Source organism: Actinoplanes sp. G11-F43, from assembly GCF_050589265.1.
Taxonomy (GTDB): domain Bacteria; phylum Actinomycetota; class Actinomycetes; order Mycobacteriales; family Micromonosporaceae; genus Actinoplanes.
This window is the reverse complement of the sequence record NZ_JBNZCE010000020.1, coordinates 44,277-60,354: the sequence shown is the minus strand read 5'-3', so window position 1 is coordinate 60,354 and position 16,078 is coordinate 44,277. Positions and strand designations below refer to the sequence as shown.

The window sequence follows — 16,078 nt, the reverse complement described above, 5'->3', positions numbered from 1 at the left end:
ACCGTAAACGGTTCGATGGAACGTGGGGACAACCATGGAAGATATCCGTTCCGGAACGAAGCTCGATGTCGCGCCGGGTTCGGTGGTGGTGGTCCGCGACGAGGAATGGCTCGTTCAATCCATCGAGATCACCGCGGACGGGCCGCTCGTCCATGTTCGCGGCTTGAGCGAATTGGTCCGGGACACCACCGCATCGTTCTTCGACAACGAGGACCTGGACGACATCCAGCCGCTTGATCCGGCCGCCGCCGCGGTGGTCGCCGACGACAGCCCGCAGTATCGCAAGGCCCGGCTGTGGCTGGAGTCGACCTTCCGCAAGACGGCTGTCCCACTCGGTGACCGGTCATTGACGGTCGCCACCCAGGCGCTGGCAACCCCGCTCAGCTACCAGCAGACCGCTGTGCGCAAGGCTCTCGACCCGGCGAATCTGAGGCCACGGATCCTGCTGGCCGACGCGGTCGGCCTGGGCAAGACACTCGAAATCGGCATGATCCTGTCGGAGCTGGTCCGGCGCGGTCGGGGCGACCGGATTCTCATCGTCACCCCACGCCACGTTCTGGAACAGATGCAACAGGAATTGTGGTCACGATTCGCATTGCCCTTCGTCCGGCTCGACACAGCCGGAATTCAGCGGGTCCGGCAGAAACTGCCGGCAAACCGTAATCCCTTCACCTACTTCAGGCGGGCGATCATCTCGATCGACACGCTCAAGTCGGAACGGTATGTCGCCAGCCTGCGTAAACAACGCTGGGACGCGGTGGTGATCGACGAATCACACAACCTGGCGAACGCGTCGACCCAGAACAACAAACTGGCCCGGCTTCTCTCCCGCAATACCGAGACCTTGATCCTGGCGTCGGCGACGCCCCACAACGGCCGTGCGGACTCCTTCGCGGAACTCGTCCGGCTGCTGGATCCGTCGGCCATCCCACCCAGCGGCGAACTCATCCCGGCGGAGATCGAGCGGCTGGTCATCCGGCGGCACCGGCATAGCCCCGAGGTGGCCGGGGTGGTCGGCGCCGACTGGGCCGAACGCCGCGAGCCGGAGAACCTTCTCATCCCGGCGACGCCCGCGGAGAACGCGGTCGCGCACGAACTGGAGGATGTGTGGCTGTGGCCGGGCAGCAAGGGCACGCCTTACTCCGGACAGAACACATCGCTGTTCCCGTGGACGCTGGCCAAGGCGTTCCTGTCGTCGCCCGCGGCTCTCGCCGAGACGATCAAGCAGCGGATCAACCGGCTGGGCACTGACATGGCAGCGGACACCGAACGTGCCGCCCTGGAGAATTTGGCGGCCTTGAACGCCGAATCGCTGGCCACCGGGTCGGCGAAGTTCGCTCGTCTGGTGGAACGGCTCAAGGACATGGGCGTCGCAGCCCGTTCGCCGATGCGGGCGGTCGTATTCGCCGAGCGCGTCGCCACGCTCACGACTCTTCGCAAGGAACTGCCCAGGGCACTCGGCCTGCCCGCCGAGGCGGTGGAGGTTCTGCACGGCGGACTTCCCGACGACGAGCAACAGCGGATCGTGGACGGCTTCAAACAGGCGCACACCCCGGTCCGGGTCCTGGTCACCGGCGATGTGGCCTCGGAGGGCGTCAACCTGCACGCCCAATGCCACGAGTTGATCCACTACGACATCCCGTGGAGCCTGATCCGGATCGAGCAGCGCAACGGCCGTATCGACCGGTACGGCCAGAAGTTCCCGCCCCGGATCACCGCCCTGCTGCTGGAGCCGTCGAGCGGCCGGTTCGCCGGTGACATCCGGGTGCTGGCGAAGCTGGTCGAGAAGGAGAACGAGGCGCACCACGCGCTCGGCGACGTCGCCTCCCTGATGGGGCAGTACGACGTGAAAGGCGAGGAGGACGCCATCCGTGCCGTTCTCGCCGGTCAGCGCGACCTCGACGACGTGGTGAAGACACCGGACGAGGTCTTGGACGGCGACGACCTGACCGCGATGTTGCTCGGTTTCGACGACGATGACGAGGACGAGACTCTGCGAGTAGGCGCCGAGGAGACCGGTTCGGGTCTCTATCCCGACGACATCTCCTACCTCGACGAGGCCCTGCACGCCGCCTTCATCGACCCGACCAAGCCACTCAGCAACAACGGTGTCTCCTGGCGCCGGGACACCGCGTTCGGCACCGCTGAGCTGACTCCGCCGCCGGACCTGGTGCAGCGGCTCGACGTCCTGCCGCAGAGTTACCTGGCCGACCGTCGGGTCACCGAGAGGCTGGTGCTGGCCACCACGACCGCCCGGGGCGTCGACCGGCTCGCCGAGGCGCTGCGCGACGACAACGGGTCGAGCTGGCCGGACGCGCATTTCCTGAGCCCGCTGCACCCCGTACTCGATTGGGCCTCTGATCGTGCTCTGGCCGGCCTCGGCCGCAACGAGGTGTTCGCGGTCCGTGGCGACGTCGAGGACGTGACGGTGCTGCTGCTCGGCACCCTCACCAACCGGCGTGGCCAGGTCGTGTCGGCGACGTGGCTGACCGCGGCCTTCCCCGACCCGGGCAACACCGCGTTCGCGCTGATGGAGGTGCACCCGTCGGCGGCCGCCGCGCTGGCCCACCTGGGCTGGGACACCACCAGGGCCAACCCCGGCCCGGTGCCGGGCGCCGAGTCGCTGCGCGCGTTCATCGAACCGGCCGTCGAGAACGCCCGGTCACAGATGCGCCGGGTGTTCACCGCCGCCGAGAAGGATGTCGCCGAACGCATCGAGACGTGGTCGGCACGGCTCGACAAGTGGCAGCGGGACGCCGAGAAAGAGGTCCAGCGTCTCGACCTCAAACAACGCAGGGTCAGCATCGAGCAGGAACAGAAGCTCGTCGCCGAAATGAATCCGGACCGTCAGCTGGTACGCCCGCTGCTGGTCGTCACGCCGCTCACGGGAGTTCAGGCATGAGTTTTTCCGATGCGATCCTGGTCGGCGAGGGCTGGATCTCCGAGCACTACTTCACCACCGACGCCACCAAGGAGTCGTTCCAGGCCCGGGTGCTGGCCCGCCGCAAGGAGTGGGACGCGGAGACCACGCCCACCCCACGCAGCCGTTTCACCGAGGCCCGCCAGCAGCTCGAAGCCGACCTGGCCAAGCTGACCGAACTGGGCGATCTGGACGGCGACCTCAAGACCGCCGTCGCCTCCATCTACGACCGGATCCTCGGGGTCCTGGAACTCCGCGACCACGGTCTCTCCGTCACCGGCGACGGCCCGGTCCTGCGGATCTCCGCCCCCGGCATCACCGACCGCTCCCCGCTAGCTGTCGTGCTGGCCCAGCCGGTGAAGGGTGTCGAGGACGTCATCGCGAAGGACGGCCGCACCCTGGCCGAACCGGTGCGCCTGCACGAGGAGAGCGACGAACTGACCTCGGCGGCCCGCCTGGTCTCCGCCCTGTTCGTCGACGACGACGCCCCCGACCTGGTGCTGGTCCTGGCCGGCCGCTGGGCGGTCCTCACCGAGGCGGCCCGCTGGGCCGAGGGCCGCTACCTGGCCGTCGACCTCCAGCTGATCTGCGAACGCAACGACACCAAGCGCGGCGGCGAGATCGACCGCGCCCTGACCTGCCTGAGCGCGGCCTCGATCGCCCCCGACGCCGACGGCAACCTGTGGTGGACCGGCGTCCTCGAAGAGTCGATCAAACACACCGTCGGCGTCTCCAAGGACCTGCGCGACGGCGTCCGCCTCTCCATCGAGATCATCGCCAACGAGGTCGTGGCCCGCCGCCGCGCGAAAGGTTTGGAGCCGCTCCCCAGTTCCGAGGCCCAGCCGCTGGCGAAACAGTCCCTGCGATTCCTCTACCGCATTCTCTTCCTGTTGTACGCCGAAGCCTCCCCTGAGCTGAGCGTGCTCCCCGCCGGGGTCGGCGCCTACGACCAGGGTTACGGCCTCGACCGCCTCCGCGAACTCGTCCAGGTCGAGTTGGCCACCCCGCGCGCCCGCAACGGCACCCACCTCTACGAATCGCTGGGCGCCCTGTTCCGCCTGGTCGACAGGGGCCACCAGCCCGCCACTCGCCTCGATGACGACGAGGCGGTCTCGGCGGAGGGTCTCGAATTCAACCCGCTGCGCGCCGACCTGTTCAAACCGAGCGCCACCGCCCACATCGACGAGGTCGGTCTCGGTAACACAGCTCTCCAGGAGGTCCTGACCCACCTGCTGCTCAGCAAGGAGAAAAGAGGAAAGGACCGGGGCTTCATCTCGTACGGCGAACTGGGCATCAACCAGCTCGGCGCCGTCTACGAGGGCCTGATGTCGTACACCGGTTTCTTCGCCGAGACCGACCTGTACGAGGTGGCGAAAGGCGGCGACGGCAGCAAGGGCTCGTGGGTGGTCCCGGTCGAACGAGCCGACGGCATCGCCGAATCCGACTTCGTGCGGGTGGCCGACAAGGTGACCGGCGAGATGCGCCCGGTCCTGCACGAACAGGGTTCGTTCGTGTTCCGCCTGGCCGGCCGCGAACGCCAGCAGTCAGCCTCGTACTACACCCCCGAAGTCCTGACGAAGTTCACCGTGGGCCAGGCCCTCGAAGAGCTCCTGGACCAGAACGGCGAACGCACCAAGGCCGCCGACATCCTCTCGATGACCATCTGCGAGCCGGCCCTGGGTTCCGGGGCGTTCGCTATCGAGGCGGTCCGCCAGTTGGCCGAGCAGTACTTGAAACGCCGCCAGGAGGAACTCTCCTCCGAAGGCAAGCGCATCGACCCCGACGACTACCCGCGCGAGTTGCAGAAGGTCAAGGCCTATCTGGCCCTGCACAACGTCTACGGCGTCGACTTGAACGCCACAGCAGTGGAGTTGGCCGAAATCTCCCTGTGGCTGGACACCATGGTCGAGGGCCTGTCTGCCCCGTGGTTCGGCCTGCACCTACGTCGTGGCAACTCCCTGATCGGCGCCCGCCGAGCGGTCTACCGCCGAAGCCAGGTGACAGACAAGTCCTGGTTCGGCGCAGTCCCCACAGACGTCCCGTTGACCTCGCTGGTAGAGGACATCGACGCTGACCGGGTAGCCACCGACGGCATCCACCACTTCCTCCTGCCAGCCGACGGCTGGGGCTCAGCGGCAGACGCCAAGGAGGCGGCGGCCTTGGCCCCCGAGGCGGCAAAGCGCTTGAAGACTTGGCGAAGCTCCACCAAAACCAAGCCCACCAAACAAACAGTCGACGGGTACGTTGAACTTGCGAACCGCGTCGAATCCCTCTGGCAGATCGCCTACCGCCGCCTGACCATCGCCGAGCAGGAGATCCGCCGTTCCATCGCCGTGTGGGAGGCAGACGATCTACCCGCGGGCGGCGCGGTCACGCGCGAGGAGATCGAAAAGGCCCTGGCCGACGAGGAAGGCGCATACCGCCGCCTACGCCGAGCGATGGACGCGTGGACGGCCTTGTGGTTCTGGCCGCTGACGGACGCGTCGGCAAAGGTGAACGGCGAGGTGATCGCTCCACCGACAATCGCCCAGTGGATCGCCGGCCTGCAGGCTCTCCTGGGCCGCAACCCCGACCTGCGCAAACGCACCGCCCCAGGCCAAACCCTGATCTCCGCCATGGGTTGGGCCGAGCTGGGCGAAGCCGAAAAGATCGAAATCGGCTTCGCCGGAGCCAAACAACTCGAAACAGTCCTAGCCGAACACCCATGGCTGGTCGTCTGCGAACGAATCGCCCAGCGTCAGGGTTTCTTCCACTGGAACCTAGACTTCGCCACAGTCTTCGCCCGAGGCGGCTTCGACCTCCAGGCCGGCAATCCACCCTGGGTTCGCCCTCGCTCAGACGTGGACGCACTACTGGCAGAAGGCGACCCGTGGTGGCAGCTCGCGCTGAAACCAACTCAGTCCCAGGTAGCCACAAAGCGCGCCGCGACGCTGTCCCTACCAGGCATGACTGATTTGATCATTGACGGAACGGCCGAAGTGTTGTCGACGGCCTCGTACCTCGGAGCGCCGCCACAATTCCCACACCTCGCCGGGCTACAGCCCGACCTTTATCGCTGTTTCATGGAGGTGATGTGGCGACACGGGTCGAAGCGGGGCACCGTCGGAATGATCCATCTGAACTCTCACTTCACCGACGAGGGAGCCGGGCTTCTCCGATCCGAGCTGTATCTGCGCCTTCGTCGCCATTGGCATTTCGTCAACGTTTTGAGCCTTTTTGAGATCCAACACCAAAAGCACTATGGCATCACGGTTCACGCATCTCGGCAAGACAAACCCGCATTTATACAGGCAAGCTGGCTCTACCATCCCGACACGGCTACACGGTCTCTCGTACATGACGGATCCGGATCCCAGCCCGGCCTCAAGGACGACGACGGAAAATGGGATGTCCGCCCACACAATTCAAGGATCACGCATGTTAACGACGAGATCCTAAACGCCTGGCACGCCACCATGGAAGGCCCGGACGTTCCTATCCGGCAGACCCGGATGGTCTATGCCGTGAATAAATCGAATGCTGCGGTTCTTCTGAAGCTGTCGAAAGCACAGCGGATCGGCGAACTGGGGCTAAGATTCTCGCGAGGATGGGATGAAAGCATCGATCGCAAGAAGGGCTATTTCGAGTCGGAATGGGCGGTCCCCGCATCATGGGACGACGTAATCCTGCAAGGGCCGCATCTCTTCGTGGCGACGCCGCTCTACAAAAACCCGAACCCGACGCTACTTCATCACCAAGACTGGACGGCAACCGACTTTGAGCAGCTGCCGACCGATGCGATCCCCGCCACCGCGTACCAGCCCATCGGCGATCGCTACACATACGACTGCGCCTACACCGACTGGGGCGACGAGCAAGTTCCCAATCCGGCACGCGATCACTATCGAATGGCGTGGCGTGACATGGCTGCAAATCAAGGCGAACGAACGTTCATCCCGGCGCTCCTCCCTCCGGGACCGGCCCACGTTCATACTGTAAAAACAGCCGCGCTAATCACTGCACCGAAACGATTGGCGGAGATCGTCGGATTTTTCTCATCCCTGATTCACGACTATTCTATCCGAGTAGCTCCGAAATCAACCATATCCTCGTCGACGGTGAACCGACTTGCATTCGCGGAATCACCTCTAAGCCCTCAATTAGCACATCGCGCACTTCGCCTCAACTGCGTTACAAGCGCTTACGCCGATCTCTGGCAAGACTCCTTCATGATGGATTTCACCGAGGACGACTGGACCGGCGGAGCGGCACACAGGCAGCGGCAACCCCTGGGACTGGTCAAAAGGGAATGGACAGCTGGCACGCCACTACGGATCGCAGCGGATCGACGCCAGGCTCTAGTGGAGATCGACGCCTTAGTCGCACTTATCCTCAGCCTGACTGCCGACGAGCTGTGCTCAATTTATCGGACACAGTTCGCGGTGCTGCGCGGCTATGACCGCACCGTCTATTTCTATGACGCGAACGGGCGACTTGTTCCCTATTCAGTCCTTTCCACATGGCGCAAGAAGGGGGACGGGGTCACAACGGAGGAACGCACCTCGACCAATCCTGCCGGCTACACCTACACATATGAGCTGCCGTTTGTGACGTTTGATCGGGAAGCTGACATGCGACAGGCTTATGCGGTGTTCGAGCAGCGGCTTCGGGAGCGGTCGTGACTGAGCTTCTGCCTACCGTTCAAGCTGGGAACGTTCGGCACAGTCTCACCGACTACCTCACCACCACGTTTGCGCTTACCGATACTGATGCTCGGGATGGGCTGGACCAGTTCCTGTCTGACCCTGGGGACGGCATGTTTAAAGGGCCTTATGTTCGGCTCCGGCTGCCGTTTCAACCCGCTGCTGACGGATGGCGGGAGCACCTTGGGTGGCATGCGGGGTTTCCGCCCTATGGGCATCAAGCTGCTGCCTTTGCACGGCTGTCGACGCTGGGTGGGCGGCGGCCGGCGCCCACTCTCGTCACCACTGGCACCGGGTCCGGTAAGACTGAGGCGTTTCTCTATCCGATCCTTGACCACGTTCGGCGAGCACGGCTTGAAGGGGTTCGCGGGACCAAGGCGCTGATCCTCTACCCGATGAACGCTCTCGCCAACGACCAGGCGAAACGTCTCGCTCAGATGATCACGGGGCATGCGGAACTGGCGTCGATCACGGCTGCGCTCTACACCGGTGAGAAGGGCACCCCGAGGACCATGGTCAGCCAGGACGGGCTGATCACCGACAGGGGCATCATCCGGGATTCCGCGCCGGACATCCTGCTCACGAACTACAAGATGCTCGATCAACTGCTGCTGCGGCACGAGGACCAGAGCCTGTGGCAGCAGTCCGCGACCAGCTTGCAGTTCCTGGTGCTGGACGAGTTCCACACCTACGACGGCGCGCAGGGCACCGACGTCGCCATGCTGCTGCGCCGCCTCGGGCTGGCACTGAAAAGCCACTGGCGTGACGACGACCCGAACCTGACCAGCGAAGACCGCGAGCGACCATTGGGGCGGATCACCCCGGTCGCCACCTCCGCGACCCTCGGCGACAAGGGCGACCCGGGCGTGATGCTGGAGTTCGCGGAGACCGTTTTCGGGGAGTCGTTCCCGGCCGTAGCCGTGGTCACCGAGTCCCGGCAGGAACTCGCCGAGTGGGTGGGCGACGCGGACACGGTGGTGAACGAAGCCGGGTTCTCCCTGCCTGCCGATTTCCACGTCGCCGATCTCTGCGAACGGGTGCGGGCACTCGGAGCCGACCCCGACGGTGCGCTGTTGGCCCGTACCGTAATCAATTGGCTCTGGAACGGCTCTGAAACCGCCGACCCGGAACTGTTGCTGGCGTTATCGAAAGCGCACCCCCTGGTGCAGGAGCTGGCGTTCGAGACGCGGGACGCGGTCAGCATCGACGACTTGGTGCGGCGCATCGTGGGCCGGGACAGCCGGCGCACCACGTCAAGTGTCGCCGCCGGCGGTGTGGATGACGAATGGCGGCAGGCGATCTCGGCGATAGTCGCCATGCTGGGGCATGTTCGGGCGGTCGCCGGGCGGGGTGCGCTCTCCGTCGACGTGCACATGTGGGTGCGGGAACTGACCCGCATCGACCGGGCCGCTGACACGACCGCCCGATTCCGCTGGGGCGATGACGGCCCGCCGGTCGGTGGCGGTGACAGTGAGGACGTGCGCCCGTCGTTCCCGGCCGTCTACTGCCGGCATTGTGGCCGCTCCGGCTGGGGTGTGGCGCTGGCCCCGGTCGGCAGCAGCCTGGCCGTCAACGACGAGACGATCCGCCGTAACCACGCGTCGCGGGAGGGCCGGTTCCGGGCGCTGCTGTACGCGCCCGCCGAAGCCGGTGAGGGCCGGGCCGAGGGTTTGTCCTGGTTCTCGGTGCGCGGCCGGGAGCTGTTGAACGCCCCACCGCCGGATGACGATCCGGATCTGCGGGACGGCTGGATCCTGCCGGTTCTCACCACGTTCGGTAAGGACGCCGACGAGTCGGCCCGGGACGACGCCTGCCCCTCGTGTGCGCAGACGGACGGCATCCGCTTCCTGGGCAGCGCCATCGCGACTCTGCTGTCGGTGTCGCTGTCCACCCTGTTCAGTTCGGCTGCGCTGGATGTACGGGAGAAGAAGGCCCTGGTCTTCACCGACTCCGTGCAGGACGCCGCGCATCGCGCGGGTTTCGTGGAGGCCCGCTCGCACACCCTGACGTTGCGTGCGGCGCTGAACGCGGCGATCGCCCCCGGCTCGGTCACCCTGGACCGGCTGGTGGAGGAGGCGGTCCAGCGGACCAGTACCAACAAGTTCCAGCGTTACCTGCTGCTTCCCCCGGACTGTGCCGACCGGGAGTCGTTCCACGACTTCTGGAAGTCGGCCACGCTGCGTGGTGTCCCGGCCCGGGTGATGTCGCGGGTCCGCAAGCGCCTCGCACTGGATGTGGCGCTGGAGTTCGGCCTCAACTCCCGGATCGGTCGCACCCTGGAACTGACCGGCGCGGCGGCGGTCGAGGTGGAGGCCGGCACCCCTGCCCGGATGGCGGCAGCGGCCCGAGCCGTGCTGCACGGCTTCAATCTGCAGAACACCCTCTTCTCCGGCGGAGACGAGCCCGACGACAAGATGCTCGTGCAATGGGTGCGCGGCGTTCTGGACCGGATGCGGGCGCAGGGCGCGGTCGACCACCCGTGGTTCGTGACCTACCGCCAGGAGGACGGCCGCCGCTGGTCGATCTGGGGCGGCCGACCACGGGGTGAGGGCATGCCGGCGTTTCCCCGGGACCGCCCGGCTCCCGGATATCCACGGGTCGGCGGCTCGGCAGACCCGGTCAAGGACAGCAACCTCGACTCGGTGACGTCTGCGCAGTCCTGGTTCGCCAAGTGGACGGCACGGGTGCTCCCGGTCAGCGCCCCGGACGGTGGTCGGCTGGCCCGGCTGCTGCTGGACCGGCTGGTGCGGGACAACGTGCTCACCGCGACGACCAGCCAGTCCGGCGCGACCGTCTTCGCCATCCCCCCGTCGGCGGTCGTGGTCTCCCCCACCCGCCTCGACGATCTGCGGGCCGGTCGGCACATGCTGACCTGCGACACCTGCCGCTCCCTCACTCCGGGCAGCATCGCTGTGGTCGACCAGCTCGACGGCGCGCCCTGCATGGTGGTTCGCTGTGGTGGTCACCTGACGCGGGAGCGGTTGGACGACAACTTCTACCGGCGGTTGTACGCCTCGACGGACGCCCGCCGGATCGTCGCACGTGAGCACACCAGCCTGCTCGACGACGAGACCCGCCTGAAGTACGAGGAGGGTTTCAAGAGCGCCACCACGGAGCCCGATGTCCCGAACGTCCTGGTCGCCACGCCGACTCTGGAGATGGGTATCGACATCGGCGACCTGTCCGCCGTGCTCCTGTCATCCCTGCCCCGGACCGTCGCTTCCTACCTGCAGCGAGTCGGCCGGGCCGGCCGTCTGACCGGTAACGCGCTGAACCTGGCCTATCTGACCGGTCGTGGCGAGCAGTTGCCGAAACTCGGCGATCCGCTGTCGGTCATCAACGGCGAGGTCCGCCCGCCGGCCACCTATCTGCAGGCCGACGAGATCTTGCGCCGCCAGTTCACCGCCTCGCTGGTGGACGGCATGGCCCGGGATCCGCGGGCGAGGCATCCGGGCAGCGCGTCGAAGGCGATCGGTGCCAGCGAACCGGATTCGTTCCTCGGACAGGTGATCGCCCTCGCGGAGGCCGGCGGTGACGAGAGGGTAAGACGGTTCACGGACTCGCTCGGCGACCTGCCGGCTCCGGTCGTCGACGGACTTCAGTCCTGGGTACGCCCGGTCGCCGGTGCCGGAACGAGCCTGTTCGCCGCTCATGTCCACGCCGCGAGCCGTCGCTGGCAGGTCACCGTGGAGACGCTGAAGCTCCGGGAGGCCACGATCGGCAAGGTTCTGCCCGAACTGGAGGCGAAGGCGCAGTCGCCGGCCGCCACCGACGACGACAGGCGAGCGCTGCGGTCGGCGAAGGCGACCCTGTCGCTGACCCGTGGCCAGCTGTCGCATCTGCGCGGCGAGTACTGGATCGGTGTTCTGGAGGAGTACGGGCTGCTGCCCAACTACACGCTGCTCGACGACACCGTGACCCTCGATGTCGGGATCAGCTGGACCGACCCGGACACCAGCGACTTCCGCAGCGAGCACGCTCAGTTCCAGCGTGGTTCCTCGCAGGCGATCCGGGAGTTCGCGCCGGGGGCGACCTTCTACGCCCGCGGTTTCGAGATCGCCATCGACGCGATCGACCTGGGCATCGACGGAGAGTCGATCCGTCCGTGGGCGTTCTGCCCGGCCTGTGGTTTCGCCGCCGATCTGGCCGCCTCCGGTCAGGAGCAGCAGATCTCGTCCTGCCCGCGCTGCGGCGGTTCGGGGATCGCGGACACTGGTCAGCGCCTCGATGTGGTGGAGTTGTCGCATGTCTCGGCCGAGGTCCGGCGGGATGAGGTGATGATCTCCGATCGCCGGGATCAGCGGGACCGAATCGCGTTCCAGGTGATCACGGCGGCGGATGTCGACCCGGCGAACATCGGGCGGCAGTGGTTCGTCGAGGGTGCGGGACTGGGCTGCACCTATCTGCGGGCGATGGACCTGCGGTGGATCAACATCGGTGTGCCGGGGCACGGCGCGTCCCGGATCATCTCCGCCGATGAGCGGGCGGGCGCTTTGTTCCGGGTGTGCAGCGGCTGCGGCAAGCTGGACACCGACAGCGGGCGGAATCGTCCGCACGAGCACCGGGCCTGGTGCCGGTACCGCACGTCGGCCACCGAGAACACCGCGACGGTGGCTTTGTCCCGCACCCTGCGAACCCAGGGTCTGCTGGTACGCCTTCCGCACGCGATCACGCTCGGCGATGACTTCGCGGTGCCCAGCCTGGGTGCCGCACTGCTGCTCGGGTTGCGGGAGCAGATCGGCGGGAACCCGGATCACATCCGGATCGAGCACGTCGTCGACCCGACTCTCAGCGACGGCAGCGACAACCATGAGGCGCTGCTGCTGCACGACGTGGTTCCGGGTGGCACCGGTTATCTGGCCGACCTCGCCGTTCCGGCGCAGTTGCGGGAGCTGCTGACTCTCGCCTGGGAGCGGGTGCGGTCGTGTGAATGCCGCTACGAGGAACGACTGGCCTGTCACCGGTGCCTGCTGCCGTTCGCCCCGTACAACTCGATCAACCGGACGTCCCGCGCGTCCGCGGTGCGGCATCTGGCCCGATTGCTCGGGTTGGCGGAGGATGCCGAGAGCCCGGACGGACCGCCGTGGACCGTCACCGAGATCCCGCCCGTCGAGGATCCTGAGTCGCATCTGGAACAGCGGTTCCGCAAACTGCTCGTGGAGCGGCTGAAGGCGGTCGGTGCGGCCCTGACCGAGGTGCCCAAGGCCTGGGGCAACGCCCTGCGGTTCACCCTGCCGGGCACACCCCGCCAATGGACGCTGACTCCGCAGGTGAACTTGGAGAACTCCCGGCCGGATTTCGTCCTCGAGTGCAACGACACCTCGATCCCGACGGTGGCGATCTTCACCGACGGCCGTGCCTTCCACGCCGTGCCGGCCCGCAACCGGCTCGCCGACGACGCCGAGAAGCGGGAGATCCTGCGGGGTACGGGCCGGATCGTGCTCGCTGTCACGGCTCAGGACGTCGCCGACGCGGAACGGAAGACGACGAGGGATCCGGGGTGGTTCAACCCGCAGATGGTCACCAAGCTGATCAAGATGCCGCAGTTCCTGACCACGCCCAGCGCGTACGAAGGCCTCCGGTCCGGTCCTGTCGGCTGGCTGATGAACTGGGTGACGGACCCGAAACCGGCAGAGGTCCGCGTCGTCGCCAAGGCCGTTCCGATGTTCTTCTCCGGAAAGGGCGACAGGATCCGGTGCGCCGACGGCGTGTCCCTCGCGTCCGTCGGCCACGCCGCCCTGCTCTCCCAGGAGATCCCCACCGGCAGCCGGACCGTTCTCGTGCAGCGGTTCGGCGCACTCGCCGTCGCGGTCGAGGCGGCGAACAACGTCGTCGAGGTGGCGCTCGTCCTGGACGATCGTGACGCGGTGCTGGATTCCGCGCACGCGGATGTGTGGCGGCTGTGGTTGCAGCTCTCCAACGCGCTCGCGCTGCGCGACTGGCCGGCCGTCATCACCACCACCAGCCTCGTCGGTGCTCCTACCGTGCCACCGCCCACCGTGGGCGCCGGAGCGGAGGGCCTGCCCGAAGACCTGGATGCCGAATGGGCCGGCGCTTACGAATCGGCGGCACCCGGCCGGGAGCGAGCCTTCATCCGGGAACTGGCGAGTCATCACGGACTGGCCGCGCCGCACATCGGCGCGGAGGGACCACACGGCATCCCGCTCGACATCTCGTGGCCCGGTTACCGGATCGTGGTCGAGATTCAGGACATGCCCGACGAGGATCGTCATGATCTGCACGCTGCCGGTTGGCATGTCGTGAAGGCCGATTCGGACGCTGTTATCGCGGCCTTGGCCGCCACGGCGAACAATGCAGGAACCACTGACAGCGGGGAGCTGTGATGCCGACCATCATCATGACCAAGTGGCCCGTCAAACTGGACGGCTCGGTCCGGGCCAAGGCCATGTCCTTCCTGCAGAAACTGTCTGCCGACGACACCACCGCAGGGCTGCATGTGGAACCGATCAACAACTCGGTCGACCCCCGGGTTCGGACCGGCCGGGTCGACCAGTTCTGGCGGGCGGTGATGTTCCGGCTCGAAGGCCAGGGCGAGAGTCATTACGTGATCCACGGCGTATGGCCGCACGACGACGCGATCGCGGTCGCAAGCCGGGTGCGTCTCAAGGTCAACCCGATCAACGGCCTGCCGCAGATCGAGGAGACCGCCGTCCCGGTCGAGGTGACACCCCCGCCGGTCCCGAAACAGCCGGTGGAACCGCTGCTCACCAGGCTCGGCCGAACCCGTGCGGAGCTCGTGGACCGGCTCGGTGTCCCCGAGGACGTCGCCGATCTGGCGCTGGCCGCCGAGGACGACGACGCCCTGTTGGAACTGGCGCAACGGCACAACGGCTGGCTCGGTCTGTTGCTGGTCGACCTGGCCACTCCCGACTCGATCGATGAGATCGCCGACCGCCTGCAGCTGCAGGCGCCGAAGCAAACCGGTGATGACGACGAGGACCTGCTGCAGTCGTTGCGCCGGCCGGCCGCGCGGGCCCAGTTCGCGTTCATCGAGGGCCAGGAGGAGTTGCGCCGGGTCATCGAGGCCGACGACTTCCCCGCCTGGCGAATCTTCCTGCACCCCGAGCAGCGGCAGTACGTCGAGAAGCCGTACGGCGGGCCCTTCCGCCTCTCCGGCGGAGCCGGCACCGGTAAGACGGTGGTGCTGGTGCATCGCGCCCGGGCCCTCGCGACGCAGCGCAAGGACGCCCGGATCGTCCTGACCACCTTCACCACCAACCTGGCCGACTCGCTGCGGGACAATCTGGCGCTGCTGGACCCGATCGTCACCCAGTCGACCGCGATCGGGCAGCCCGGCGTCTACGTGGCCGGGGTCGACGCGCTGGCCGCGGCGGTCATCCGCTCCGCCGGGGCGGCGATCGCGAACGCCGTACTGCGGGTGCTCGGTGACACCCGGTCGGCGCCCACCTCCCGGACCTCGACCACCCGCTGGCGGGAGATCCTGGAATCATCGTCCGGTTCCCTTCCGCCGGAAATCGCCAACGAGACGTTCCTGAGCACCGAGTACTCCCTTGTCGTCCTGCCCAACCGGGTGACGAACGAGACCGAGTACCGGCGGGTCCGGCGTCCCGGCCGTGGCGTCGCGCTCGACCGCGCCAAACGCGACGCGGTGTGGGCGCTGATCGCGGCATACCGGGCGCAGAGCCGTCTGGACGGCACCCTGGACTTCGCGGAGGCCGCGGCGGTCGCCGCCGCGCACCTGGAGAGCACCGGCGGCCTGGCCGATCATGTGCTCGTCGACGAGGGCCAGGACCTGTCCCCCACGCACTGGCAGTTGCTGCGTGCCCTGGTCGCCGAAGGGCCGGACGATCTGTTCATCGCCGAGGACTCCCACCAGCGGATCTACGGCAACCGGACGGTTCTGGGCCGGTACGGCATCCGGATCGTCGGACGGTCCCGCCGGCTCACCCTCAACTACCGGACGACCGCGCAGAACCTGCGGTACGCGATGGCGATCCTCGACGGCGGGGCCTACGTCGATCTCGAGGACGAGGCGGAGGGCACCGGCTATCGGTCGGCGCGGTCCGGGCCGGAACCGATCGTGGAGGATGCCGGCTCTCTGGTCGCTGAACTCGACGCCATCGCCCGGCACGCCCGTGCCTGGCAGGAGCAGGAGACCAAGCCGGAGACCATCGCGGTGCTCGTACAGGACAAGTTCCAGCGTGAGCGGGTGGTGACCGCCCTCAACGAGCGTGGTGTCGCGGCGCGCGCGGTCGACCGGGAGGTGCCGGGCAAGGGCCGGGTGCTGGTCATGACGATGCATCGCGCGAAGGGCATGGAGTTCTCCAAGGTGGTACTCGCCGATGTCGGGTTCCAGTCGGCGGCCGAGAAGTCCCGGCTCGGCACCCTGGACGACGGGGAACGCCAGGACGCCGAACTGCGTGCCCGGTCGCTGGTCTACGTGGCTGCGACCCGTGCCCGTGACGAACTCGCCGTGGTACGCCGGAAGTAGCCG

General features: G+C 67.0%; 4 protein-coding genes. All 4 read left to right on the top strand.

Features of this window, described 5'->3' with window-relative positions; all coding sequences use genetic code 11:
- Positions 1–34 precede the first annotated feature (34 nt).
- From ACQ0O7_RS24325 to ACQ0O7_RS24310, 4 genes are read left to right on the top strand one after another with little or no spacing between them, the layout of a single operon-like run.
- Positions 35–2,902 (top strand): helicase-related protein, encoded by a 2,868-nt coding sequence (locus ACQ0O7_RS24325; protein ID WP_430784554.1) that lies wholly within the window; start codon positions 35–37, stop codon positions 2,900–2,902.
- Positions 2,899–7,581, top strand: a complete 4,683-nt coding sequence (locus ACQ0O7_RS24320; RefSeq protein WP_430784552.1) for a class I SAM-dependent DNA methyltransferase — start codon at positions 2,899–2,901, stop codon at positions 7,579–7,581. Before ACQ0O7_RS24325 ends, ACQ0O7_RS24320 begins: the two co-directional genes overlap by 4 nt.
- The gene (locus tag ACQ0O7_RS24315; RefSeq protein WP_430784551.1) at positions 7,578–13,946 is read left to right on the top strand and encodes a DEAD/DEAH box helicase; all 6,369 of its coding nucleotides are present in this window, start codon (positions 7,578–7,580) and stop codon (positions 13,944–13,946) included. The genes ACQ0O7_RS24320 and ACQ0O7_RS24315 overlap by 4 nt, the downstream gene beginning before the upstream one ends.
- Positions 13,946–16,075 (top strand): UvrD-helicase domain-containing protein, encoded by a 2,130-nt coding sequence (locus tag ACQ0O7_RS24310; protein ID WP_430784549.1) that lies wholly within the window; start codon positions 13,946–13,948, stop codon positions 16,073–16,075. The genes ACQ0O7_RS24315 and ACQ0O7_RS24310 overlap by 1 nt, the downstream gene beginning before the upstream one ends.
- Positions 16,076–16,078 lie beyond the last annotated feature (3 nt).

Bases quoted from the DNA above. Each gene is read 5' to 3' on its own strand.
- ACQ0O7_RS24320 (WP_430784552.1), top strand. From the start codon at position 2,899: ATGAGTTTTTCCGATGCGATCCTGGTCGGCGAGGGCTGGATCTCCGAG.
- ACQ0O7_RS24310 (WP_430784549.1), top strand. From the start codon at position 13,946: ATGCCGACCATCATCATGACCAAGTGGCCCGTCAAACTGGACGGCTCG.
- ACQ0O7_RS24325 (WP_430784554.1), top strand. From the start codon at position 35: ATGGAAGATATCCGTTCCGGAACGAAGCTCGATGTCGCGCCGGGTTCG.